The organism is Hymenobacter coccineus (assembly GCF_001816125.1).
In the GTDB taxonomy this organism is placed as follows: Bacteria; Bacteroidota; Bacteroidia; order Cytophagales; family Hymenobacteraceae; genus Hymenobacter; species Hymenobacter coccineus.
Map to the genome: position 1 here is coordinate 63,195 of NZ_MDZA01000222.1, position 23,598 is coordinate 86,792.

Consider the following 23,598-nt stretch of genomic DNA (forward strand, 5'->3'; position numbering starts at 1 on the left):
AGCACTTTTCGTAGCGTCAGACTGTTAGAGAAGACTCTGGCGGTTCAAAGCCAAACAGCTAAAAGCTTAACACATACCTAATGGCTTTCGCAAAAAATAAGAAGTTAGTCCAAGACTTCTCCAAGGTTACCATTTCGCTAGCATCGCCGGAAGTGATTCTGGAGCGTTCGACGGGGGAAGTAGTGAAACCTGAGACCATCAACTACCGCACTTACAAGCCCGAAATGGGCGGCCTGTTTTGCGAGCGGATTTTTGGTCCTGTGAAGGACTGGGAATGCCACTGCGGCAAATACAAGCGCATTCGTTATAAGGGCATCATCTGCGATCGGTGCGGCGTGGAGGTGACCGAAAAGAAAGTTCGCCGTGAGCGGATGGGCCACATCGAATTGGTGGTGCCCGTTGCGCACATCTGGTACTTCAAATCGTTACCTAACAAAATTGGCTACCTGCTGGGCTTGCCCACCAAGAAGCTTGATCAGATCATCTACTACGAGCGCTACGTGGTGGTGCAGCCCGGCGCAATGGCCGAAGAAGGCGTGCAGCAACTTGACTTCATGACGGAGGATGAGTACCTGGACGTCATCGATAAGTTACCCCGCGAAAACCAGATGCTGCCGAATGAAGACCCCAATAAATTCATCGCCAAGATGGGGGCCGACGCTTTGCAGATGCTGCTGGAGCGCATCAACCTCGATGAGCTGAGCTACTCGCTCCGTGACTCGGCCGCGCACGAGACATCGCAACAGCGTAAGGCTGAGGCGTTGAAGCGGCTGCGTGTGGTAGAAGCATTCCGCGACGCTGCTACCCGCGTGGAGAACAAGCCCGAGTGGATGGTTATCCGCATGGTACCAGTGATTCCGCCCGAACTGCGCCCGCTGGTGCCGCTTGATGGTGGCCGCTTTGCTACCTCGGACTTGAACGACCTATACCGTCGCGTTATTATCCGCAATAACCGCCTCAAGCGCCTTATTGAAATCAAGGCCCCTGAAGTGATTCTGCGGAACGAGAAGCGGATGCTGCAAGAGGCCGTTGATTCTCTCTTCGACAACTCGCGCAAAGTGAACGCCGTGCGCGCCGAAGGCAACCGGGCCTTGAAGTCGCTGTCTGACATGCTAAAAGGCAAGCAGGGCCGCTTCCGTCAGAACCTGCTTGGTAAGCGTGTGGACTACTCGGGCCGTTCGGTTATCGTGGTAGGCCCCGAGTTGAAACTACACGAGTGCGGCCTACCCAAAAACATGGCTGCTGAGCTGTTCAAACCTTTCATTATCCGCAAGCTCATTGAGCGCGGCATTGTGAAGACGGTGAAATCGGCCAAGAAAATCGTCGACCGCAAAGATGCCGTTGTTTGGGATATCCTGGAGAACGTGCTGAAAGGTCACCCCGTGCTCCTTAACCGGGCCCCCACGCTGCACCGCTTGGGCATCCAAGCGTTCCAGCCGCGCCTCATCGAGGGCAAAGCTATCCAACTGCACCCACTGGTGTGTACGGCTTTCAACGCTGACTTTGACGGTGACCAGATGGCTGTGCACGTGCCCCTGGGCCCGGCTGCTATATTGGAAGCATCTATGCTGATGTTGGCTTCGCACAACATCCTGAACCCTGCCAACGGGGCCCCCATCGCGGTGCCTTCGCAGGACATGGTGCTCGGGTTGTACTACGTGACCAAAGGCAAGCGTAGCACCGAGAACGAGAAGATTCAGGGCGAAGGCCGTGTATTCTACTCGGACGAAGAAGTGGTGATTGCCCTGAACGAAAACCAACTTTCGAAGCACGCTTATATCAAGGTGCGCACAATCATCCGCGACGAGAACGACGATTTAGTGACGAAAGTCATTGAGACGGTGGCTGGCCGCGTGCTGTTCAACCAGATGGTGCCTGCCGAAGTAGGCTTCGTAGACGAACTGTTGACCAAGAAGAAGCTTCAGCAGATCATTTCGTTGGTCTTTAAGCGCACGGGCATGGCCCGCACGGCGCAATTCTTGGACGATATCAAGACGCTTGGTTTCCAGTCGGCCTACAAAGGCGGCTTGAGTATGGGTCTTGGCGACATTAATATCCCCAAGGAGAAGGACGAGCTGATTGCGCAAGCCCAAGCTGACGTAGCTGCGGTAACACAGAACTACCAGATGGGTCTAATTACCAATAACGAGCGTTACAACCAAGTTATTGATATCTGGACGCGTATCAACAACCAGATCACGGAGACCCTGATGGGCCGCCTGGAGAAGGAAGACCAAGGCTTCAACTCCATCTACATGATGATGCACTCGGGGGCCCGTGGCTCGCGTGAGCAAATTCGCCAGCTTGGCGGGATGCGCGGCCTGATGGCCAAGCCCCAGAAGTCGCTTCAAGGTTCGGTGGGTGAAATCATCGAGAACCCGATTCTGTCCAATTTCAAAGAAGGCCTGGACGTAATCGAGTACTTCATCTCGACGCACGGTGCCCGTAAAGGCCTTGCCGATACGGCTATGAAGACGGCTGACGCCGGTTATCTGACCCGTCGCCTGCACGATGTAGCTCAGGATGTAATCGTAACCCAAAGCGACTGCGGTACCCTGCGGGGCATTGAAACCTTTGCTCTGAAGGATAACGAAGATATCGTGGAGCCGCTGTCCGAGCGTATCCTCGGCCGGGTGGCTGTGCACGATATCGTGGACCCGCTAACCGATGAGATGATTCTGATTGCCGGTGGGGAAATCACTGAGGAAATCACCCGTCGGGTTGATCAGACGACCATCGAGTCGGTGGAGATTCGCTCGGTGTTGACCTGTGAGTCGAAGCGTGGCATCTGCGGTAAGTGCTATGGCCGCAACCTATCGTCGGGCCGCATGGTCCAGCGCGGTGAGGCAGTAGGTGTTATTGCTGCCCAGTCGATTGGTGAGCCCGGTACCCAGCTTACGCTGCGCACGTTCCACGTGGGTGGTACCGCTTCAAACATTGCTGTAGAAGCTGGTATCAAGGCGAAATTCGCCGGCGTGGTAGAGTTCGAAGATATTCGCACCGTGGATACCCTGACTACTGAAGGCGTGAAAGGCCAGGTGGTGATGGGACGCTCGGGTGAAATCCGAGTGGTAGAAGCTGGCACTGGCAAAGTGCTGCTATCCAACCACGTTCCCTATGGCTCGGTCTTGCTTGTGAAAGAAGGCCAGCAAGTAGAGAAAGGCCAGGAGCTTTGCACTTGGGACCCTTACAACGCCGTTATTCTGGCCGAGTTTGACGGTACCGTGCAATATGACGCCATCACAGAAGGTATTACCTACCGCGAAGAGTCGGATGAGCAAACGGGCCACCGCGAGAAGGTGGTTATCGAAAGTAAAGACAAGGCTCAGAACCCGTCCATCATTGTGAAGGGCGGCAAAAAGACCGACGCTGACGCGCAGCGAGCTTACAGCCTGCCCGTGGGTTCACACATCAACATCGAGAACAACGCGAAAATTAAGGCTGGTGATATCCTGGCCAAGATTCCACGCATGGTGGGTAAGACCCGCGACATTACTGGTGGTCTGCCGCGCGTAGTGGAGCTGTTCGAAGCCCGTAACCCGTCGAACCCGGCCGTTGTGTCGGAAATCGACGGTGTAGTAACTTATGGTTCGGTGAAGCGTGGTAACCGTGAAATCTTTGTTGAGTCGAAAGACGGCGTGAAGAAGAAGTATATGGTGCCGCTGTCGAAGCACATCTTGGTGCAAGACAACGACTTTATCCGCGCCGGTATGCCGCTGTCGGATGGAGCCATCACGCCTTCCGATATCCTGAGTATTCAGGGCCCTGGGGCTGTGCAGGAATACCTCGTGAACGAAATTCAGGAAGTGTACCGCTTGCAGGGGGTCAAGATCAACGACAAGCACATTGAAGTGGTCGTCCGCCAGATGATGCAAAAAGTGGTGATCTTGGATGCCGGCGATACTTCGTTCCTCGAGAACCAGGTAATCAACAAAATCCTGTTCATGGAGGAAAACGACACCATCATCGATATGAAGGTGGTGACGGAAGCCGGTGATTCGGCTTCTATGAAACCGGGTCAGATTGTGACGGCTCGCCGCCTCCGCGACGAGAATAGCAGCCTGAAGCGTCGTGACCTGCAACTCGTGCAAGTGCGCGAGGCGCAGCCTTCGGTGTCGCGCCCCACGCTACAAGGCATCACGCAAGCCTCCTTGGGCACGCAGTCGTTCATCTCGGCTGCCTCGTTCCAGGAGACGACCAAGGTGCTGTCGGAAGCTGCCATCCGTGGCAAAGCTGACGAGCTGTTGGGCCTGAAGGAGAACGTGATTGTTGGCCACCTTATTCCGGCCGGTACCGGTCTGCTGGAATACACCCGTCAGATAGTGCAAACTAAAGACGAAGTGGAAGCCCAGCAAGCCGCCAAAGCTGCCGAGGAAGCTACGCCTGCCAAGCGCCCCTCGCGCGCCGGCAAGCGGGAAACCGTAGCCGAATAATTTGGCTCCGCGTTGAGTGAAGAAGAAGCCGACCGGTGTGAGCCGGTCGGCTTTTACTTTGTCCATTAATTGGCAAGCCTTCGTGGGCATAATGCCGCAAAAAAAACGACTCTATGCAGCCTGAACAAACGCCAGACCCTAATGCCATCAACATCGAGCTTTCCGAAAACATGGCCGAAGGTGAGTACGCCAACTTGGCGCTAATAGCTCACAGCAACAGCGAATTCGTGATTGATTTCATTCGAATGATGCCAGGAATGCCGAAGGCTAAGGTCAAGTCGCGCATTGTGGTAACGCCTGAGCATGCCAAGCGCTTACTCGCCGCGCTGTCCGAAAATGTGGAGCGTTATGAGCAGTCATTTGGCCATATTAAAGTGCATAGTGATGCGCCTAATTACCCGATAAGCTTTGGTGGTGCAGTAGGTGAAGCATAGGGCCCCAGTGGGTACTTAAAATTAACTAACTCACGCAGTTTGCTATTACAAGGAAATAAACTTACCTTTGCAAGCCAAAAATTGGGGGCAAACGGCTCCTGCTAATCATTCGCTAAATGCCAACTATCAACCAATTAGTACGAAAAGGCCGTGAGGCTTTGACCACAAAGTCAAAGTCGCCCGCGCTTGACTCGTGCCCGCAGCGTCGGGGCGTGTGCACCCGTGTGTACACCACCACGCCTAAGAAGCCGAACTCGGCTATGCGCAAAGTGGCCCGTGTGCGCCTTACCAACGGTAAGGAAGTAAACGCATACATTCCCGGTGAAGGCCATAACCTCCAAGAGCACAGCATTGTGCTGATTCGTGGGGGCCGGGTAAAAGACTTGCCAGGTGTGCGTTACCATATCATCCGCGGCGCACTCGACACTGCTGGTGTGAGTGGCCGGACGCAACGCCGCTCGAAATATGGCGCGAAACGTCCTAAGCCTGGTCAGCCCGCTGCAGCCGCTGGCAAAGGCGGAAAAGCCGCACCAGGCAAGAAAAAATAGTGATTGAGTAGTTGGTAGTTGGTTGTCAGCGTTAGGGCCCCTGGGTCGAATAGACACTGACTTCAACTGCTGACTACCGACTACCCAATACCAAAAATTCCAATGAGAAAGTCGAAACCGAAGAAGCGCATTCTGCTTCCCGACCCTAAGTACAAAGAGACGCTGGTAACGCGTTTCGTGAACTATATGATGTACGACGGGAAGAAAAACCTGGCGTACACCATTTTCTATGATGCCTGTGACCTAGTGGAGCAGCGCACTAAGGAAAGCGGCCTCGAAATGTGGCGCAAAGCCCTGAATAACGTAATGCCAACCGTGGAGGTGAAGAGCCGCCGTGTAGGTGGTGCTACCTTCCAGGTTCCGATTGAGGTGCGCGCTGATCGTCGCATCTCGGTAGGTGCTAAATGGATGATTCAGTACGCTCGCCGCCGTGGTGAGAAAACGATGAAAGACAAATTGGCCGGAGAGATTATTGCTGCCGCTAAAGGTGAAGGCGCGGCTGTCAAGAAAAAAGATGACACGCACCGCATGGCGGAAGCCAACAAAGCTTTCTCGCACTTCCGATTCTAAATTGGTTGTCCGGCATTTGGGGCCCTAGGGGACTTGGATTTTTTTGACGCAATCTGACGTTGAACAACCAAGCCCTGGGGCCCCAAATTCCTAAGACCCTAAACATAATCATGGCCGTTAACAAAGAACTCCAATACCTCCGTAACATCGGGATTATGGCGCACATCGACGCCGGTAAGACCACGACTTCGGAGCGTATTCTGTATTATACCGGGAAAACCCACAAAATCGGGGAAGTCCATGACGGTGCCGCCACGATGGACTGGATGGAGCAAGAGCAGGAGCGGGGTATCACGATTACTTCGGCTGCTACCACGACTTTTTGGAATTACCCAACGGATATTAAGGGTGATCCGATTGCTGATACTCACCAATACAAGATCAATCTGATTGACACGCCCGGCCACGTAGACTTCACGGTAGAGGTAGAGCGCTCATTGCGCGTGCTCGATGGAGCAGTAGCCCTGTTCTGCGCCGTATCGGGCGTAGAACCTCAGTCGGAGACGGTGTGGCGCCAGGCTGACAAATACAAGGTGCCGCGCATTTGCTTCGTCAACAAAATGGACCGTGCCGGCGCTGACTTTTTTAAGGCCGTTGCCGAAATCAAGGATAAGCTTGGGGCTAACCCTGTGCCGCTGCAGATTCCGATTGGCGCCGAAGACACGTTCAAAGGCGTTGTGGATTTGCTGACTGGCAAAGCCATCGTGTGGGACGATGCTACGGAAGGCAAGTCATACAGCGAAATTCCCGTACCTGAGGATTTGGTGGAGACTGTGGCCGAGTGGCGCCAAAAGCTCGTAGAAAGCGTAGCTGAGTACGATGATGCGTTGATGGAGAAATTCTTCGACGATCCGGACTCCATTACCCGTGAGGAAATGATGGTTGTTATCCGCAAAGCGGTTATCGACATGAAGTTCTCGCCAGTTATGTGCGGCTCGGCTTTCAAGAACAAGGGCGTGCAGACCATGCTGGATGGCGTAATGGCCTACTTGCCGTCGCCTTTGGATATGCCCGCCATTATGGGCAGCGACCCGGAAACTGGTGCTGAGATTGAGCGCCACCCCGATAACACGGAGCCGTTCACTGCGCTGGCTTTTAAAATTGCTACTGACCCATTCGTAGGCCGTTTGTGTTTCTTCCGCTGCTACAGTGGGGTGTTGGACGCCGGTTCGTATGTACTGAATAACCGCACTGGCAAGAAGGAGCGCATCTCGCGCCTGATGCAGATGCACTCCAACAAGCAGAACCCGATTGATAAAATTCAGGCGGGTGACATTGCTGCTGGTGTGGGGTTCAAAGACATCAAAACCGGCGATACGCTGAGCGAAGAGAAGTACCCCATCGTCCTTGAGTCGATGAGCTTTCCCGAGCCGGTAATTGGCTACGCCATCGAGCCGAAGACGCAGGCTGACGTTGATAAAATGGGTATGGCTATTGCCAAGCTCATTGAGGAAGACCCCACATTGAAAGTAAACACCGATCCAGAGACGGGCCAAACGGTGTTGCGCGGTATGGGTGAGTTGCACCTTGAGATCATCATTGACCGGATGCGTCGGGAATTCAAAGTGGAAATCAACCAGGGGGCCCCGCAAGTGGCTTACAAGGAGATTCTCACTAAGAAAGTCGACCACCGCGAGACGTACAAAAAGCAAACTGGTGGTCGTGGTAAGTTCGGCGACATCGTGTTTGAGCTTGGCCCGAAAGAAACTGAGCCTGAGAAGCCCGGCTTCGAGTTTGACAACGCCATTGTAGGCGGTGTTATCCCGCGCGAATTTATTGCCCCGATCCAGAAGGGTTTTGAAGAAGCGATGAAGCAGGGCCCCTTGGCTGGCTTCCCCATCGAGGGTATGAAAGTGCGCCTCTACCACGGTTCCTTCCACGACGTTGACTCGGACGCGCTGTCGTTTGAATTGGCTGCCCGTGGCGGTTTCCGTGAAGCTGCTCGCCAGGCTGGCCCGAAATTGCTCGAGCCCATCATGAGCGTAGAAGTGGTTTGCCCAGACGAGTACACTGGCCCGGTAACGGGTGACCTAAACCGTCGCCGTGGCCTGATGAAAGGTATGGACACCAAAGGCGGTGCCCAGCTGATCAAGGCTGACGTGCCACTGTCGGAGCTTTTCGGTTACGTGACGGCTTTACGTACCATTTCGTCGGGTCGTGCTTCGGCATCGCTCACGTTCTCGCACTACGAGCAAGTGCCCACCAACATGGCTGAGGCTATTATTGCTAAAGTAAAAGGTTCCAAATAACACCCCCTAATACCGGTCACTAACTTGGTCAATCGGACCAAAACCCCAATGAACCAGAAAATTCGCATCAAACTCAAGTCTTACGACCACAACCTCGTAGACAAATCGGCTGAGAAAATCGTGAAAGCTGTGAAGGCTACCGGCGCCATCGTTAGCGGTCCAATCCCGTTGCCGACGCAAAAGGAGAAGTTCACTGTACTACGCTCGCCCCACGTGAATAAGAAGAGCCGGGAGCAATTCCAACTCTGCACTTATAAGCGCTTGGTGGATATTTTCTCGACCTCATCGAAAACTGTAGATGCTCTGATGAAGCTTGAACTACCTAGCGGCGTTGATGTGGAAATCAAAGTCTGAAGACCGGACTTCACACATTCAATAAAAAGCCCCGTTGCGATTAATCGCAACGGGGCTTTTTATTGAAATTTCTCCTAATTATCGTGTGCCCAATATGGAGTAATAAAAAGCTAACTGCCTCATTTGGAAATTATTTGTGTATCACGTTGGGAAAATGCGGACTTTAATTCTATCTTTGCACTCCCTTAGCGAAAACGGCACTCGGTCGTTTTCTTTTTGTGTACATAAATCTTCACAGAATGCCTGGCATCATCGGTAAGAAAATCGGTATGACAAGCCTCTTCACTCCGGATGGGAAAAATATTCCCTGCACGCTCATCGAAGCGGGTCCGTGCGTAGTGACGCAGGTTAAGACTATCGCCAACGACGGCTATACTGCCGTTCAGATTGGATACGGCGAAAAAAAGGCGAAGAATACGACTAAGGCTTTGGCCGGTCACTTCGCTAAAGCTGGTACCACCCCCAAGAAAAAGCTTGTCGAATTTCGCCTCGACGCGGAATCGACCTACGCTGCTGGTGCAACTATCGACGCTTCGCTCTTCACAGAAGGCGAGTTTATCGATGTAGTTGGCACCTCAAAAGGCAAAGGCTTCCAGGGTGTAGTTAAGCGCTATAACTTTCAGGGTGTTGGTGGCCAGACTCACGGCCAGCACAACCGCCTGCGTCACCCCGGTTCTATCGGGGCTTGCTCGTGGCCTTCCCGCGTATTCAAAGGAATGCGTATGGGTGGCCGCATGGGCAGCGACCGTGTCAAAATTCAGAACCTGAAAGTGATGCGCGTAGTAGCTGATAAGAACCTGATTCTGGTGAGTGGTTCGATACCCGGTGCCAAGAATTCTTACGTGGTCCTGGAGAAATAACCCGACGCAGCAATGGAACTCGCAGTATATAGCATCAAAGGCGAAGACACGGGCCGCAAGGTCACGCTGTCGGAGGACATCTTCGGGCTCGACGTTAACGAGCATGTGATGTACCTGGACGTAAAGCAGTACCTCGCTAATCAGCGTCAGGGTACTCACAAGTCGAAGCAGCGCAACGAGGTGCACGGCACCACGAAAAAGCTCAAGAAGCAAAAAGGTACGGGCGGTGCCCGTGCTGGCAGCATGAAGTCGGGTGTGTTCGTTGGTGGCGGCCGGATGTTCGGTCCGCAGCCCCGCGACTATAACTTCAAACTCAACAAAAAAACCAAGCGCGTAGCCCGCCTTTCAGCTTTGTCAAGCTTGGCAAAGGATGGCAAAATTTCTCTAGTGGAGAACATTGCCATGGATGCTCCTCGCACCAAAGATTTCGTTGCCATCATGGACGGCCTCAAGCTGAACAATGGTAAGAAGACGATGCTGGTTACCGCTGAGGTGAACAAGAATGTTATTCTCAGCGCCCGTAACCTGCAGAAAGTGAAAGTATCGACGCCCATTGGCCTCAACACTCACGATCTGCTGAATACTGACACGCTGTTGATTTCGGAAGATGGCATGGCTTCGTTGGTTCAACTCTATAGCACCGCTGAATAATGAGCACGCTGAAACGTCCCATCGTCACCGAGAAGGCCACGGGCCTGAACGAGAAAGGCCGCTACACTTTCGAAGTGGAGCGTACCGCTAATAAAGTGCAGATCAAGAAGGATATCGAAGCGCTTTATGGCGTGACGGTAACCGACATTAACACGATGCGCACCATTGGCAAAATGAAGTCGAAAGCTACTCGCAGTGGCCAAGCCACTGGCCGCCGCGCCCATGGCAAGAAAGCCATTGTGACTGTGAAGGAAGGTGACATCATCGACTTCTACGGTAACCTGTAGCATTATCCGCCGCAAAAGCACAACTAGCTAGTAATGGCACTCAAAAAACTAAGACCAACAACCCCAGGGCAACGCTTCCGCGTTGCGCCGGCGTTCGACGAGCTAACAACGTCGACCCCGGAGAAGTCTTTGATGACTTCCCTCAAGAAATCGGGTGGCCGGAACTCTTCCGGTAAAATGTCGAACCGCTACATCGGCGGTGGACATAAAACCCAGTACCGTATTGTAGACTTCAAGCGTGATAAGGCCGGTGTGCCTGCCACGGTGAAGACCATTGAGTACGACCCTAATCGTACCGCCCGTATCGCCCTGCTTGGCTATGCCGATGGTGAGAAGCGCTACATAATTGCTCCAGCTGGCCTCACGGTTGGTACGCAAGTGGTATCGGGCCCCGGTGTGGCTCCCGAAGTTGGCAATACACTGCCATTGCGCGAGATTCCACTTGGTACCATTGTACACAACATTGAGTTGCAGCCCGGTCAGGGTGCAGCCATGGCCCGCTCGGCTGGTACTTACGCTCAGATTGTGGCCCGCGAAGAGCGTTATGCCACGCTGAAATTGCCTTCGGGCGAGATGCGTATGGTACTTGTTACCTGCATGGCTACTGTGGGTACCGTCTCGAACGGTGACCACATGAACGTGCGTATGGGCAAAGCTGGCCGGAATCGTTGGGCTGGTCGTCGTCCCCGCGTTCGTGGTGTAGCCATGAACCCTGTCGATCACCCAATGGGTGGTGGTGAAGGTAAATCGTCGGGTGGCCATCCGCGCAGCCGCAACGGTCTGCTGTCGAAAGGCTACAAGACTCGCGATAAAAACAAGTATTCGGAGAACCTGATTGTGAGCCGCAAAGGCAAGAAGTAATATATGGCACGTTCACTCAAAAAAGGGCCGTACATTGACTTCCGGCTGGAAAAGAAAGTCACGGCACTCGAAACGGCTGGTAAGAAATCGGTGGTGAAGACTTGGTCGCGCCGCTCGATGATTTCGCCAGATTTCGTTGGCCACACCTTCGCTGTTCACAACGGCAATAAGTTCATCCCGGTGTATGTGACCGAGAACATGGTTGGGCACAAGTTGGGCGAATTTGCCCCGACGCGTAACTTCCGTGGTCACGTCGCCAAAAAAGATAAAGGCAAGCGCTAAGATGGAAGCAGTAGCAAAACTCCGCAATGTGCCTACCTCGCCGCGCAAGATGCGCTTGGTAGCCAACTTAGTACGCGGCCAAAAAGTGACGCGGGCCCTCGGTCTGCTTCGCTTCGAGGCTAACAGCGGTGCTGAGAAGATTGAGAAACTGCTCCTATCGGCTTTGGCCAACTGGCAGCAGCACAACGAAGACCAGCGCATTGAAGAGGCTAACCTCTACATCAGCGAAATATTTGTTGATGAAGGCCGGCAGCTAAAGCGCCTGCGTCCCGCCCCTCAGGGCCGTGGCCACCGCATCCGCAAGCGCAGCAACCACGTGACGCTGAAGATCGACACGATGATTGAGAAGACAGGCAGCAAAGCCGCCCAGGCGCAAGCCGTCAATTCCGCTACCACCGAAAATCAGGCCGAGGCCAACTCATAAATTATATGGGACAGAAAGTAAATCCGGTTGGCTTCCGTTTGGGAGTAATCAAAGGCTGGGACTCGAACTGGTACGGCGGTAAGGATTTTGCCGAGAAACTGGTGGAAGACGAAAAAATCCGCAAATACATCAACGCCCGCATCCAGAAAGGTGGCATCAGCCGCATTGTAATTGAGCGTACCCTCAAGCGAATCACCATTACCATCAACACGGCTCGTCCGGGTGTAGTAATTGGCAAAGGCGGCCAGGAGGTCGATAAGATCAAAGACGAGCTGAAGCAAATTACCAACAAAGATGTTCAAATTAACATCTTTGAAATTAAGCGCCCTGAGTTGGATGCTAAACTGGTGGGTGAGAGCATTGCTCAGCAATTAGCTGCCCGTATCTCTTTCCGTCGTGCCATGAAGATGTCGATCCAAGCTGCTATGCGGGTTGGAGCTGAAGGCATTAAGATTCAGTGCGGTGGTCGTTTGGGTGGTGCTGAAATTGCCCGCTCGGAGCAGTATAAAGAGGGCCGTACGCCTTTGCACACCCTGCGTGCTGATATTGATTATGCATTGTCAGAAGCTCAGACAGTGTATGGCAAAATCGGTATCAAAGTTTGGGTGATGCGCGGCGAAGTCTTTGGCAAGCCCGATTTATCGCCGAACCAGCAGCAGACCAACCCGGGCGGTGACGTTGGTGGACGCCGTGATGACCGTGGCCCTCGTGGCGAACGCGGTGATCGTGGTGGTGACCGAGGTCCTCGTCGTGATCGTGGTGGTGACCGCGGCGGTAACCCTGCTGGTGGCGCTCCTGCTGGCGGTGCTGGCCGTGGCGATAGCAACGGTCCACGCCGTAATGGCCCTGCCCAAGGTGGTGGAGCTGGCCGGGCCCCCCGTCGCTAGTTAACCAAGATAAAGAGCCACTTCGGGTTGTTGGGCCCCGTGCCCTAACACCCTGAAGTGGGCTTTTTGCGGAGATAATCCGTGCATTCCTAATAATTTCTTTATTTAATTTCTCATGTTACAACCGAAAAGGACCAAGTATCGCAAGATGCAGAAGGGTCGCGTGACTGGCTTAGCCTACCGCGGCAGCTCCATAGACTTCGGTTCGTTCGCTATCAAGTCGCTGGAAACGTCTTGGATTACGGCTCGCCAGATTGAGGCAGCCCGTATTGCCATGACCCGCGCCATGAAACGCGAAGGGCAAGTATGGATCCGAATTTTCCCTGATAAACCTATTACCAAGAAGCCGGCTGAAGTACGGATGGGTAAGGGCAAGGGCTCGCCAGAATATTGGGTAGCCTGCGTAAAGCCAGGTCAGATTATGTTTGAATCGGATGGTGTGACGCTGGAGGTAGCGAAGGAGTCGCTCCGTTTGGCTTCCCAGAAGCTACCGGTTCGGACGACATTCGTGGTACGCCGCGATTACGTTGAAGCCGCTGCCTAACATGAAAAACAAGACCGATATCAAAGGCCTTTCTGCCGACGCGCTGAAAGAGCAAATCAAAGCCGAGCGTGCCCAGGGCCAACAGTTGCGTTTCGCCCACGCTATCTCGCCGCTTGAAAACCCTTCCCGTCTGAAGGCTAGCCGCAAAAATGTTGCCCGTTTGCTTACCGAGCAGACCCGCCGCAATAACGAGCAGGCCATTAACTCCGCTCAATAATGGAACCAACTCAAGAAAAGCTGTTGCCGGCTCACGATCCCGCTTCTGACCGCAATGCGCGTAAGGAAATCGTCGGTAAAGTAACCAGCAGTAAGATGGAAAAGTCCATCACGGTGGCTGTGGTTGAAAAGCAGAAACACCCTAAGTATGGGAAGTTTGTGACTAAAACCACAAAATTCCACGCTCATGACGAGAAGAATGAGTGTGGTGAAGGTGATACGGTGCGCATTATGAGCACCCGCCCCCTAAGCAAGATTAAGCGGTGGCGCTTGGTCGAAGTCATCGAACGTGCTAAATAACCCAGACCAATGATCCAGCAAGAATCCCGCCTGACGGTAGCCGATAACAGCGGTGCCAAGGAAGTGCTCTGCATCCGCGTTCTGGGTGGCACGGGCAAAAAATACGCTAGTGTTGGCGATAAGATTGTAGTAGCTATTAAATCAGCTATTCCTTCCGGTAATGCTAAAAAAGGTACCGTAAGCAAGGCAGTAGTTGTGCGCACGAAGAAGGAGGTACGTCGTAAAGACGGTAGCTACATCCGCTTCGATGATAATGCTGCTGTACTGCTCAATAACAACGACGAGCCGCGTGGTACTCGCATCTTTGGGCCAGTGGCCCGTGAGTTGCGCGAGCGTCAGTTCATGAAGATCGTATCGCTGGCCCCTGAAGTACTGTAAGCTATGGCTATCAATAAAGAATTGCCCGTCAAGCTACATGTGAAATCGGGCGACACTGTGAAGGTGATTGCTGGCGATGAGCGTGGCAAAACCGGTGTCATTAAATCGGTTAACCGAGTTACCCAGCGCGTAATCGTGGATGGTCTCAATTTGGTGACCAAGCACAACAAGCCAAGCGCCAAGTCGCCCCAAGGCGGCATTACCAAGATGGAGGCGCCTATGCACGTAAGCAATGTGCAGGCTGTTGATCCCAAAACCGGTGAGCGGGTGCGTAAAAACGCATTGGCCACGAAAAAGGCTTAACTAGCCCCCTTGCATCATGGCTCGATTGAAAGATATATATCAAAAAGACGTAGTACCAGCGCTCCAGGAAAAATTCCAGTTTAAGAGCGTCATGCAGGTACCCCGCATCTCCAAAATCTGCATCAACCGCGGCATTGGAGCAGCTGTTGCCGATAAGAAGCTGGTCGATAACGGCGTTGAAGAGTTGACGACTATTACTGGTCAGAAAGCTGTTCCAACCATTGCTAAGCGTTCGGTATCGAACTTTAAGCTCCGCGAGGGCATGCCTATTGGTGCTAAAGTGACTTTGCGTGGCGAGCGGATGTACGAGTTCATGGACCGTCTGTTGACGGTAGCACTGCCCCGCGTGCGCGACTTCAAAGGCATCAACGATAAAGGGTTTGATGGCCGTGGTAACTACACGCTGGGTGTAAAAGAGCAGATTATCTTCCCGGAAATTTCGATTGATAAAATCAAGAGTATCTCGGGCATGGATATCACGTTTGTAACTACCGCCGAGAATGACGAGCAGAGCTACGAATTGCTTAAGGCATTCGGTATGCCGTTCGCTAATGCCAAGAAAGAAGCTTAATCTCTCAAATCCATGGCTAAAGAATCCATCAAAGCACGGGAGCGCAAGCGCATTGCCACCGTGGCCCGCTACGCTGAGAAGCGTAAGGCTCTGAAAGCTGCCGGCGACTATGAAGGTCTCGACAAGCTGCCCAAAAATGCTTCGCCCGTTCGTTTGCACAACCGAGATATGATTGATGGCCGCCCTCGTGGTTACATGCGTAAGTTCGGCATCAGCCGTGTGCGTTTCCGCGAAATGGCCCTAGCTGGGAAGATTCCCGGCGTGACCAAATCGAGCTGGTAAATCGTTTTGTGACGATCTTATATTCCCGACGCTGTACCCAACTAGGTATAGTGTCGGGAATATTTTTGTTAACGCAGAATAAAGCAAGTATTTATTCTTGTGAGTAGGCCGAAACTTACAAGGTGGCAGATGATTAAATATATACGCAACATTTGTATAAGTCTTGCGCTTCGACTACCTTTGCACTCCGAAAAGCTGGGAAATCTCCCAAACCCTTTGGCAGGTTGCCGAAAGAAACCATTGGCTGCGCCGTCGCCGGGCATGCCAAGTAGTCTTAACCGAAATTTCATTGGTCCCATAAAGGGCTTGATGAAATTTTCTTATCTTTGCGCTCCGAAAAAAGCGGACGCATTTAGCATTCAATGAATACTGATCCAATTGCCGACTACCTGACTCGGGTGCGCAACGCCATCAAGGCGAATCACCGGGTGGTAGAAATTCCGGCCAGCAACATCAAAAAGGAAATCACGAAAGTGCTCTACCATAAGGGGTACATTCAGAGTTATCGTTTTGACGATGCGGCAGTACAGGGTACGATTAAAATCGCGCTCAAGTATAACCCTACTACTAAAGCTCCGGCAATTACCAAACTTCAGCGTGTTTCAACACCTGGTTTGCGTCAGTACGTCGCTGCTGATAACCTCCCACGTGTACTCAGTGGCTTGGGCATTGCTATTATCTCAACTTCAAAAGGGGTGATGACAGAAAAAGAAGCCAAAACTGAAAATGTAGGTGGTGAAGTGCTGTGCTTCGTTTACTAATTCGAAACCTGCTTAGCTAATAGAACTATGTCACGTATTGGTAAATTGCCGATTGCAGTCCCTAATGGGGTCGATATTTCGGTTGACAAGGACAACGCGGTGACGGTAAAGGGCCCCAAAGGCTCGCTGACCACGCAAGTGGACCGCGATATTGCCGTTGCTATCGAAGACGGTACTCTCACCGTAACCCGTCCCACTGAGCAGAAGCGACACAAGGCCATGCATGGTCTATATCGTTCGCTTATTAACAACATGGTGGTTGGGGTAAGCAATGGCTTCACTAAGCAGTTGGAGCTGGTGGGAGTAGGTTACAAGGCAACATTGGCCGGTACTACGCTGGAATTGGCTCTTGGCTACTCGCACAACGTTTACATCGCTTTGCCAAAAGAAGTAACTGCTACAGCTGTTACGGAAAAAGGCAAAAACCCGATTGTTACGCTGACTAGCATTGATAACCAATTGCTAGGTCAAGTAGCCGCCAAAATTCGTTCGCTGCGTAAAGTTGAGCCTTACAAAGGCAAAGGCGTGCGCTTTGTGGGTGAGATTATCCGTCGCAAAGCTGGTAAAACAGCATCTAAATAATTTGCATCATGGCTTTTGATAAAGCAACCCGCAGAAAGCGGATCCAGCGCATCATCCGCACTAAGGTGGCTGGCACGTCCGAGCGGCCGCGGTTGTCGGTGTTCCGCAGTAACACGGGCATTTACGCCCAGATCATTGACGATACGGCTGGCCGTACCCTTGCTTCGGCATCGTCGAAACAAGTAACTGCCGAGGGCGGTAACGGTGTAGCACTTGCTGCTGCCGTTGGCCGGCAGTTGGCAGTGGTAGCTCAAGAGAAGGGCATCTCGAAAGTGGTATTCGACCGTTCGGGCTACCTGTATCACGGCCGTGTAAAATCATTAGCAGAAGGAGCCCGCGAAGGCGGCCTCAATTTCTAAAATATCATGGCGCAAGAACGCGAAAACAATCGTCCTGGCGGAGACCGTCAGCGCAGCAACGACCGCGACCGTAATAAGGAAGCGAGCCGTATGGGTCCAGATTCCGATTTTAAAGAAAAAGTTGTTGCCATTAACCGCGTTGCAAAAGTGGTGAAAGGTGGCCGTCGCTTTAGCTTTTCCGCTATTGTGGTAGTAGGTGACGGCAATGGGACTGTAGGATATGGACTTGGCAAAGCCAACGAAGTAACCGATGCCATTGCTAAAGGCATTGATGATGCCAAGAAGAACTTGGTTAAAGTACCAATGTACAAGCACACTGTTCCCCACGTGATGCAGGGCAAATACAGCGGTGGCTTTGTATTGGTGCAACCAGCAGCAGCTGGTACAGGCGTAATTGCTGGTGGTGCTATGCGCGCTGTTTTTGAGAGCGCAGGTATCAAAGATGTGTTGGCCAAGTCGAAGGGTTCGTCGAATCCTCATAACGTGGTGAAGGCTACCTTTGACGCCTTGGCTAAAATGCGTGACCCGCTGCAAATCGCGCAGGCTCGTGGTATTTCTTTGTCCCGTGTATTTAACGGTTAATTGATGATGGCACAAATTCAAGTAAAGCTCGTGCGCAGCGTCATCGACCGCCCCGAACGCCAAAAGCGCACCGTAAAATCGTTGGGCTTGGGCAAAATGAATAGCACTGCTCAACACGAATCCAATCCTGCTATCTTAGGCATGGTTAAAAGTGTGCAGCATCTGGTGCAAGTAACCGAATTGTAGTCTTTCAATCATTATGAATCTTAGCAATCTGAAACCTGCCGTTGGTTCTACAAAGAACCAAAAGCGGATTGGTCGTGGCGAAGGCTCGACCCGTGGTGGTACGTCTACTCGGGGCCACAAAGGTGCCAAGTCGCGTTCAGGATATAAGCGCAAGTCTGGCTTCGAAGGTGGCCAAATGCCGCTTCAGCGCCGTGTGCCTAAGTTTGGTTTCACTAATATCAATCGTATCGAATACAAAGCCATTAACTTGGACGTACTCGCTTCATTGATTGAAGGCACTCAAACCACGACTATGGACGCAGCTTATTTCGTGGCTAGTGGACTGGCGTCAAAAAACGCAAAAATCAAAGTTCTAGGTCGTGGTGAAATTACTACTGCTTTAGAAATTCATGCTCACGCCTTTTCGAAGTCGGCTGTTGAAGCCATTGAAAAAGCGGGCGGCAAGGCGGTAACGCTCTAAAGCTCAAATAAAGGCAATGAATAAGTTTATCACCGCGATAAAAAACATCTTTGCGATTGAGGATTTGCGTACGCGAATTCTCAATACGCTTTTTTTCATTGCTATCTATCGTTTGGGATCATATGTTGTGCTTCCAGGCGTTGATCCAACTCGCCTGAAAACGGGTGCGGCTGGTTTGTTTGGTATTCTGGATACGCTACTTGGTGGCGCATTCAGTCATGCTTCCATTTTTGCTTTGGGCATCATGCCCTATATCTCGGCTAGTATTGTATTGCAATTGTTGACGATTGCGGTGCCATATTTTCAGAAGTTGCAGAAAGAAGGCGAATCAGGCCGGAAGAAAATTAACCAATACACACGTATCCTCACCATACCGATTGTGCTTGCGCAATCAGTTGGGTTTATTGCTACTATAAACGCAGAAGCAATTACTAACCCTGGTACTTTCTTTACCATTTCAACGATGCTCATCATTACGGCAGGAACGCTGTTTTGCATGTGGCTGGGCGAGAAGATTACGGACAAAGGTATTGGCAACGGCATATCAATGATCATCATGATCGGTATTGTGTCGCGGCTACCCGGTGCAATAATTGGAGAAGCTGCTGCAAAAGGAGTTAATAAGTCCCTCATTTTTCTGTTGGAATTGGTCGTGTTGTTTTTGGTTGTAATGGCCGTTATCGTGCTTACTCAGGCCGTCCGGCGCATTGCCGTGCAGTATGCCAAGCAGGTTGGAGGTACCACACAGCTAGATGCTCAGCGTCAATTCATTCCGCTCAAGGTAAATGCTGCTGGGGTTATGCCCATCATTTTTGCCCAATCGCTGATGTTTGTACCGGCTATCGCAGCATCGGTATGGCAGAATAAGAGCGATTTCGCTAGCTACATCGGAGTGAAATTCTCGGATTATACTTCGTGGCAGTACAATTTGACTTTCGGTATTCTGATCGTTGTATTCACATACTTCTACACGGCAATCAGTGTTAATCCCAACCAGATTGCAGATGACCTAAAGCGGAGTGGGGGCTTTGTGCCAGGGGTTAAGCCGGGCCGGGATACCTCGGAATTCATTGATGAAATATTAACTCGCATTACTTTGCCTGGTGCTATTGCTCTAGCAGCTATTGCGATTTTTCCGGCCATTGCATTGCTATTGGGTGTCACCCGACCCTTCTCAGCTTTCTACGGTGGTACTTCTCTTATAATCATGGTAGGTGTTGTGCTGGATACCGTGAATCAGGTACAGAGCTACCTACTGATGCAGCACTACGACGGTATGATGAAGTCTGGCCGGGTGCGGGGGCGGTCGCAGAATGTCGCCTTGGCCTCGTAAGCGGTATCATGGCAAGCGGCAGCATACAGTACAAAACAGAAGAGGAAATCGACCTTATCCGAGTTAGCGCTCAAATATTAGCAAAAGCTCACGGTGAGGTTGCCTCTCTAATAAAAGAAGGCGTTACTACGAGGCAGCTTGACCAACGTGCCGAAGAGTTTATTCGGGATAGTGGTGGGGTACCTTCCTTTAAGGGCTACAATAAGTTCCCATTCAGTTTGTGCCTTTCACCAAATGCGGTGGTAGTTCACGGGTTTGCTACAGACGAACCGTTGAAGAGCGGTGATATACTGTCTGTCGACTGCGGTGTATTCATGAATGGATACCATGCCGATAGTGCTTACACTTACCCAATCGGGGAAGTAAGTCCTGAAGTGTTGGTGTTGCTTCAGGAGACTAAGGCTAGCTTATACAAAGGGATTGAGAAAGCAGTGAGTGGTAACCGCGTCGGTGACATTAGCTATGCGATCCAAAACCATGTAGGGCCTTTAGGCTACGGCGTAGTTAGAGAACTGGTTGGTCATGGCGTAGGAGCTAGTTTACATGAAAAACCAGAAGTACCAAACTATGGCAAGAGAGGGTCTGGGCCCTTGCTACAAACAGGTTTGGTACTAGCTATTGAGCCGATGGTCAATTTGGGTAAGAAAGACGTGGTGCAGGAAGCGGATGGCTGGACAATCCGTACTAAAGACCGCAGACCTTCAGCGCACTTTGAGCACACGGTTGTTGTTAGAAAAGATAAGGCGGAGATTCTCACGTCTTTTGAATACATTGAAAAAGCATTGCAGTAGCCCCTTATGGCCAAACAAGCCTCTATTGAGCAGGACGGTACCATCCTCGAAGCCCTTTCCAACGCTATGTTTCGCGTGGAGTTGGAAAACGGTCACCAGTTGATTGCCCATATTTCGGGTAAGATGCGGATGCACTATATTAAAATTCTGCCAGGGGACAAAGTGAAACTGGAAATGTCACCTTACGATTTGTCGAAGGGCCGAATTAAATACCGTTACAAATAACCTCGTCATGAAAGTCAAGACCTCGGTGAAAAAGCGCAGCGTAGACTGCAAACTCGTCCGCCGCAATGGCAAACTGTACGTCATTAACAAGAAGAACCCCCGCTATAAGCAGCGTCAGGGTTAAGTAAATTTTTCAAGAATCCCGGAGCCTTGGGTAATGACCACTGCGGTGGCCGCCTTCCAAGATGCTGCCGGGTTTCTGTCCGCAAACACATAACAAAAACACATGGCTCGTATCGCAGGGGTTGATATCCCGGACAACAAGCGCGGCGAAATCGCCCTGACTTACATTTTCGGCATTGGCCGGAGCAATTCCCAGAAAATTCTGGTGAAAGCAGGTGTTGACATTAATAAGAAGGTGAAGGACTGGACCGAAGAAGAGTCCGGTGCTATTCGCGCAATTATTGCTGCTGAGCACAAGACCGAAGGTGTGCTACGCTCGGAAGTAACCACTAACATCAAGCGTTTGATGGATATTGGTTGCTACCGTGGCTTGCGGCACCGCAAAGGCCTTCCCGTGCGTGGCCAGCGTACTAAAAATAACTCGCGTACCCGTAAGGGCAAACGTAAGACCGTCGCCGGTAAGAAGAAGGCAACGAAATAAATTTTAGTGGGAATCGGTGCTGGCGGCTATGGGTAATCCACTCGAGTCGTCAGCGTCAACACCTCCCGCATTTTTCGCGATAACCAAATGGCACAAAAAAGAAAAGACAAAGCTAAGAAGCGCGTTGTCGTAGTGGAGCAGGTTGGGCAGGTGCACATTCGTGCTTCGTTCAACAATATCATCATTTCCATCACGAATAACAATGGGCAAGTGATTTCGTGGGCTTCGGCCGGCAAAATGGGCTTCCGCGGTTCGAAAAAGAATACGCCTTACGCCGCCCAGATGGCGATGAGCGATTGCGGTAAAGTAGCCCATGACCTGGGTATGCGCAAAGCCGAGGTGTTCGTAAAGGGCCCCGGTTCGGGTCGTGAGTCGGCCATCCGCGCTTTGGGTAACGTGGGCATTGAGGTGACGACAATCCGTGACGTAACGCCGTTGCCGCACAACGGCTGCCGCCCGCCTAAGCGCCGTCGCGTCTGATTATTCACCTCTGATTTTATATTAACATGGCACGTTATACCGGCCCCACGTCCAAGATTGCCCGTCGCTTCGCCGAGCCGATTTTCGGCCCTGACAAGGCGCTCAACAAGAAGAACTACCCTCCGGGCCAGCACGGCCGCGGCCGCCGCAAGAAGCAGTCGGAGTACGCTGTGCAGTTGATGGAGAAGCAGAAAGTAAAGTATATGTATGGGATGCTCGAGAAACAATTCGAGAACCTGTTTCATAAAGCAGCCAGCTTGCCCGGCATCACGGGTGACAACCTGCTGAGCTTACTGGAGGCGCGCCTTGACAACACGGTTTACCGGTTGGGCATTGCTTCGACCCGTCGCGCGGCTCGCCAACTGGTGGGCCATAAGCACATCACGGTGAATGGCGAAGTGGTAAACATTCCCTCGTATCACTTGCGTGCTGGCGATATCGTAGCCGTCCGTGAGAAGTCGAAGTCGTTGGAAGCTATTTCTACGAGCCTTTCGGTTCGCAACTCGCGCCAGTTCTCGTGGCTGGAGTGGGATGGCAAAGAGCTGGCTGGCAAGTTTGTGAATGCGCCTTCGCGCGAATTGATCCCTGAGAAAATCACGGAGCAGCTCATCGTCGAACTGTATTCGAAGTAATCTGCATAGCGCCGATAGGGTGCGGCCTGGCAAATTGCCGGGCCGCATTCGTGCGTAATGCCTCCCTCATCTTTTTTTAGTTTTTAACGCCTCATCTATGTCAATCTTAGCTTTTCAGATGCCGGAGAAAGTAGTGATGGAGAAATCCGACGACTTCACCGGGACGTTTGAATTTAAACCGCTCGAGAAGGGCTACGGCGTGACCATCGGCAATGCGCTGCGTCGCATTCTGCTGTCGTCGCTGGAAGGTTTTGCCATCACGTCGGTGCGCACCAACAGCGTGCTGCACGAGTTCTCGACGATTGAGGGAGTGATTGAGGACATGTCCGAAATCATTCTGAACCTGAAAATGGTGCGCTTCAAGAAAGTGAGCGATGCCATTCCGGATAAAATTACGGTGCGCGTGAAAGGCCAAGACACCTTCTCGGGTGCTGACATCAGCAAGTTTGCCAGCGGCTTTCAGGTACTGAACCCGGACCATGTGATCTGTCATGTAGACCCGAGCAAAGAGCTTGAATTCGAACTGACAATCAATCGTGGCCGTGGCTACGTGCCGGCTGACGAGAACAAGCAGACCGACCAAGTATTTGGTCAGATTGCTATTGATGCTATTTACACGCCCATTAAGAACGTGAAATACAGCATCGAGAACACTCGCGTGGAGCAGAAGACTGACTACGAGAAGCTTATTCTTGAGATTCAGACCGACGGCTCCATTCACCCGGAGGAAGCACTGAAAGGTGCTGCCAACATCCTAATCCAACACTTCATGCTGTTTTCGGACAGCACGATGGCTACCGTAGGGGCCCGTGTGGTGGAGGATGAGCCTATCGACGAGGAAACCATGCAGATGCGCAAAATGCTGAAGACTCCGTTGGAAGACATGGAGTTGAGCGTGCGCGCCAAGAACTGCCTCAAAGCTGCCGACATCAAAACGATGGGCGAGCTGGTAACTTTGGAGATTGCCGACATGATGAAATTCCGGAACTTCGGTAAGAAGAGCCTGACCGAGTTGGAAAACCTGGTGGAGGAGCGCGGCCTGGAGTTCGGTATGGACCTCGGCAAATACCGCCTCGAAGAAGACTAGTAATGCCGTGGAGCAATGCCACAGTGGGTAACCACTGCGGTATTGCTCCACTTTTTTTGTTTTTCACATTTTTTACCAGTGC

At 52.0% G+C, this 23,598-nt stretch carries 34 protein-coding genes; all 34 read left to right on the top strand.

Annotated features, from left to right (window positions below; translation table 11 throughout):
* The first annotated feature begins 80 nt into the window (after positions 1 to 80).
* Complete coding sequence (gene rpoC / locus BEN49_RS13510) at positions 81 to 4,433, top strand: DNA-directed RNA polymerase subunit beta' (RefSeq protein ID WP_070744227.1); 4,353 nt, start codon at positions 81 to 83, stop codon at positions 4,431 to 4,433.
* Between the two features lie 113 nt (positions 4,434 to 4,546).
* The gene (locus BEN49_RS13515) at positions 4,547 to 4,867 is read left to right on the top strand and encodes a DUF3467 domain-containing protein (RefSeq protein ID WP_070744229.1); all 321 of its coding nucleotides are present in this window, start codon (positions 4,547 to 4,549) and stop codon (positions 4,865 to 4,867) included.
* Positions 4,868 to 4,983: 116 nt separating this feature from the next.
* The gene (rpsL, locus tag BEN49_RS13520) at positions 4,984 to 5,415 is read left to right on the top strand and encodes a 30S ribosomal protein S12 (RefSeq protein ID WP_068236417.1); all 432 of its coding nucleotides are present in this window, start codon (positions 4,984 to 4,986) and stop codon (positions 5,413 to 5,415) included.
* A gap of 102 nt (positions 5,416 to 5,517) precedes the next feature.
* On the top strand, positions 5,518 to 5,985 hold the full coding sequence (rpsG, locus tag BEN49_RS13525) for a 30S ribosomal protein S7 (RefSeq protein WP_035567919.1): 468 nt from the start codon (positions 5,518 to 5,520) through the stop codon (positions 5,983 to 5,985).
* 110 nt (positions 5,986 to 6,095) lie between these two features.
* Complete coding sequence (gene fusA / locus BEN49_RS13530) at positions 6,096 to 8,234, top strand: elongation factor G (RefSeq protein ID WP_070744281.1); 2,139 nt, start codon at positions 6,096 to 6,098, stop codon at positions 8,232 to 8,234.
* A 48-nt stretch (positions 8,235 to 8,282) separates the two neighbouring features.
* On the top strand, positions 8,283 to 8,588 hold the full coding sequence (gene rpsJ, locus BEN49_RS13535) for a 30S ribosomal protein S10 (protein WP_035567915.1): 306 nt from the start codon (positions 8,283 to 8,285) through the stop codon (positions 8,586 to 8,588).
* Between the two features lie 239 nt (positions 8,589 to 8,827).
* Positions 8,828 to 9,448 (top strand): 50S ribosomal protein L3, encoded by a 621-nt coding sequence (gene rplC, locus BEN49_RS13540; RefSeq protein WP_070744231.1) that lies wholly within the window; start codon positions 8,828 to 8,830, stop codon positions 9,446 to 9,448.
* Between the two features lie 12 nt (positions 9,449 to 9,460).
* Complete coding sequence (gene rplD, locus BEN49_RS13545; RefSeq protein WP_070744233.1) at positions 9,461 to 10,099, top strand: 50S ribosomal protein L4; 639 nt, start codon at positions 9,461 to 9,463, stop codon at positions 10,097 to 10,099.
* On the top strand, positions 10,099 to 10,386 hold the full coding sequence (rplW, locus tag BEN49_RS13550) for a 50S ribosomal protein L23 (RefSeq protein ID WP_068236408.1): 288 nt from the start codon (positions 10,099 to 10,101) through the stop codon (positions 10,384 to 10,386). Before rplD ends, rplW begins: the two co-directional genes overlap by 1 nt.
* Before the next feature lie 33 nt (positions 10,387 to 10,419).
* Positions 10,420 to 11,247 (top strand): 50S ribosomal protein L2, encoded by an 828-nt coding sequence (rplB, locus tag BEN49_RS13555; RefSeq protein ID WP_070744235.1) that lies wholly within the window; start codon positions 10,420 to 10,422, stop codon positions 11,245 to 11,247.
* Between the two features lie 3 nt (positions 11,248 to 11,250).
* Positions 11,251 to 11,529 carry a 30S ribosomal protein S19 gene (gene rpsS, locus BEN49_RS13560; protein ID WP_068191730.1) on the top strand — a complete coding sequence of 93 codons (279 nt, stop codon included), beginning with the start codon at positions 11,251 to 11,253 and terminating at the stop codon, positions 11,527 to 11,529.
* 1 nt (position 11,530) lies between these two features.
* Positions 11,531 to 11,953, top strand: coding sequence for a 50S ribosomal protein L22 (gene rplV / locus BEN49_RS13565; RefSeq protein WP_070744237.1), 423 nt, complete (start codon positions 11,531 to 11,533; stop codon positions 11,951 to 11,953).
* A 5-nt stretch (positions 11,954 to 11,958) separates the two neighbouring features.
* On the top strand, positions 11,959 to 12,840 hold the full coding sequence (gene rpsC, locus BEN49_RS13570) for a 30S ribosomal protein S3 (RefSeq protein ID WP_070744239.1): 882 nt from the start codon (positions 11,959 to 11,961) through the stop codon (positions 12,838 to 12,840).
* Positions 12,841 to 12,955: 115 nt separating this feature from the next.
* Positions 12,956 to 13,384 carry a 50S ribosomal protein L16 gene (rplP, locus tag BEN49_RS13575; protein WP_068236399.1) on the top strand — a complete coding sequence of 143 codons (429 nt, stop codon included), beginning with the start codon at positions 12,956 to 12,958 and terminating at the stop codon, positions 13,382 to 13,384.
* Between the two features lies 1 nt (position 13,385).
* A complete protein-coding gene (gene rpmC / locus BEN49_RS13580) occupies positions 13,386 to 13,601 on the top strand; it encodes a 50S ribosomal protein L29 (protein WP_070744241.1) in 216 nt (71 codons plus the stop codon).
* Positions 13,601 to 13,900, top strand: coding sequence for a 30S ribosomal protein S17 (gene rpsQ, locus BEN49_RS13585; protein WP_070744243.1), 300 nt, complete (start codon positions 13,601 to 13,603; stop codon positions 13,898 to 13,900). The genes rpmC and rpsQ overlap by 1 nt, the downstream gene beginning before the upstream one ends.
* 9 nt (positions 13,901 to 13,909) lie before the next feature.
* Complete coding sequence (gene rplN / locus BEN49_RS13590) at positions 13,910 to 14,278, top strand: 50S ribosomal protein L14 (RefSeq protein WP_046246583.1); 369 nt, start codon at positions 13,910 to 13,912, stop codon at positions 14,276 to 14,278.
* Positions 14,279 to 14,281: 3 nt separating this feature from the next.
* The gene (gene rplX / locus BEN49_RS13595; RefSeq protein WP_083326082.1) at positions 14,282 to 14,581 is read left to right on the top strand and encodes a 50S ribosomal protein L24; all 300 of its coding nucleotides are present in this window, start codon (positions 14,282 to 14,284) and stop codon (positions 14,579 to 14,581) included.
* A gap of 16 nt (positions 14,582 to 14,597) precedes the next feature.
* Positions 14,598 to 15,152 carry a 50S ribosomal protein L5 gene (gene rplE / locus BEN49_RS13600; protein WP_070744245.1) on the top strand — a complete coding sequence of 185 codons (555 nt, stop codon included), beginning with the start codon at positions 14,598 to 14,600 and terminating at the stop codon, positions 15,150 to 15,152.
* A 12-nt stretch (positions 15,153 to 15,164) separates the two neighbouring features.
* On the top strand, positions 15,165 to 15,434 hold the full coding sequence (rpsN, locus tag BEN49_RS13605; RefSeq protein ID WP_035567891.1) for a 30S ribosomal protein S14: 270 nt from the start codon (positions 15,165 to 15,167) through the stop codon (positions 15,432 to 15,434).
* Positions 15,435 to 15,796: 362 nt separating this feature from the next.
* Positions 15,797 to 16,195, top strand: a complete 399-nt coding sequence (gene rpsH / locus BEN49_RS13610) for a 30S ribosomal protein S8 (protein WP_068236389.1) — start codon at positions 15,797 to 15,799, stop codon at positions 16,193 to 16,195.
* Positions 16,196 to 16,222: 27 nt separating this feature from the next.
* A complete protein-coding gene (gene rplF / locus BEN49_RS13615; RefSeq protein WP_070744247.1) occupies positions 16,223 to 16,777 on the top strand; it encodes a 50S ribosomal protein L6 in 555 nt (184 codons plus the stop codon).
* An 8-nt stretch (positions 16,778 to 16,785) separates the two neighbouring features.
* Positions 16,786 to 17,136 (top strand): 50S ribosomal protein L18, encoded by a 351-nt coding sequence (rplR, locus tag BEN49_RS13620; RefSeq protein WP_068236383.1) that lies wholly within the window; start codon positions 16,786 to 16,788, stop codon positions 17,134 to 17,136.
* Positions 17,137 to 17,226: 90 nt separating this feature from the next.
* Positions 17,227 to 17,718 carry a 30S ribosomal protein S5 gene (rpsE, locus tag BEN49_RS13625; RefSeq protein WP_070744285.1) on the top strand — a complete coding sequence of 164 codons (492 nt, stop codon included), beginning with the start codon at positions 17,227 to 17,229 and terminating at the stop codon, positions 17,716 to 17,718.
* Positions 17,719 to 17,721: 3 nt separating this feature from the next.
* Positions 17,722 to 17,904 carry a 50S ribosomal protein L30 gene (rpmD, locus tag BEN49_RS13630; protein WP_193415804.1) on the top strand — a complete coding sequence of 61 codons (183 nt, stop codon included), beginning with the start codon at positions 17,722 to 17,724 and terminating at the stop codon, positions 17,902 to 17,904.
* Positions 17,905 to 17,917: 13 nt separating this feature from the next.
* Positions 17,918 to 18,364: a 50S ribosomal protein L15 gene (gene rplO, locus BEN49_RS13635; protein ID WP_070744249.1), complete on the top strand. Its 447-nt coding sequence runs from the start codon at positions 17,918 to 17,920 to the stop codon at positions 18,362 to 18,364.
* A gap of 16 nt (positions 18,365 to 18,380) precedes the next feature.
* The gene (gene secY / locus BEN49_RS13640) at positions 18,381 to 19,697 is read left to right on the top strand and encodes a preprotein translocase subunit SecY (protein WP_068236374.1); all 1,317 of its coding nucleotides are present in this window, start codon (positions 18,381 to 18,383) and stop codon (positions 19,695 to 19,697) included.
* Positions 19,698 to 19,705: 8 nt separating this feature from the next.
* The gene (gene map, locus BEN49_RS25715; RefSeq protein WP_083326083.1) at positions 19,706 to 20,488 is read left to right on the top strand and encodes a type I methionyl aminopeptidase; all 783 of its coding nucleotides are present in this window, start codon (positions 19,706 to 19,708) and stop codon (positions 20,486 to 20,488) included.
* Positions 20,489 to 20,494: 6 nt separating this feature from the next.
* Positions 20,495 to 20,713, top strand: coding sequence for a translation initiation factor IF-1 (gene infA, locus BEN49_RS13645; protein ID WP_035567874.1), 219 nt, complete (start codon positions 20,495 to 20,497; stop codon positions 20,711 to 20,713).
* A 7-nt stretch (positions 20,714 to 20,720) separates the two neighbouring features.
* Positions 20,721 to 20,837, top strand: a complete 117-nt coding sequence (rpmJ, locus tag BEN49_RS13650; protein WP_044016053.1) for a 50S ribosomal protein L36 — start codon at positions 20,721 to 20,723, stop codon at positions 20,835 to 20,837.
* Positions 20,838 to 20,939: 102 nt separating this feature from the next.
* Positions 20,940 to 21,317, top strand: a complete 378-nt coding sequence (gene rpsM, locus BEN49_RS13655) for a 30S ribosomal protein S13 (RefSeq protein ID WP_068236362.1) — start codon at positions 20,940 to 20,942, stop codon at positions 21,315 to 21,317.
* An 87-nt stretch (positions 21,318 to 21,404) separates the two neighbouring features.
* Positions 21,405 to 21,797, top strand: coding sequence for a 30S ribosomal protein S11 (gene rpsK / locus BEN49_RS13660; protein ID WP_035567868.1), 393 nt, complete (start codon positions 21,405 to 21,407; stop codon positions 21,795 to 21,797).
* 26 nt (positions 21,798 to 21,823) lie between these two features.
* The gene (rpsD, locus tag BEN49_RS13665; protein ID WP_070744251.1) at positions 21,824 to 22,429 is read left to right on the top strand and encodes a 30S ribosomal protein S4; all 606 of its coding nucleotides are present in this window, start codon (positions 21,824 to 21,826) and stop codon (positions 22,427 to 22,429) included.
* 97 nt (positions 22,430 to 22,526) lie between these two features.
* Positions 22,527 to 23,516 carry a DNA-directed RNA polymerase subunit alpha gene (locus BEN49_RS13670; RefSeq protein ID WP_070744253.1) on the top strand — a complete coding sequence of 330 codons (990 nt, stop codon included), beginning with the start codon at positions 22,527 to 22,529 and terminating at the stop codon, positions 23,514 to 23,516.
* Positions 23,517 to 23,598 lie beyond the last annotated feature (82 nt).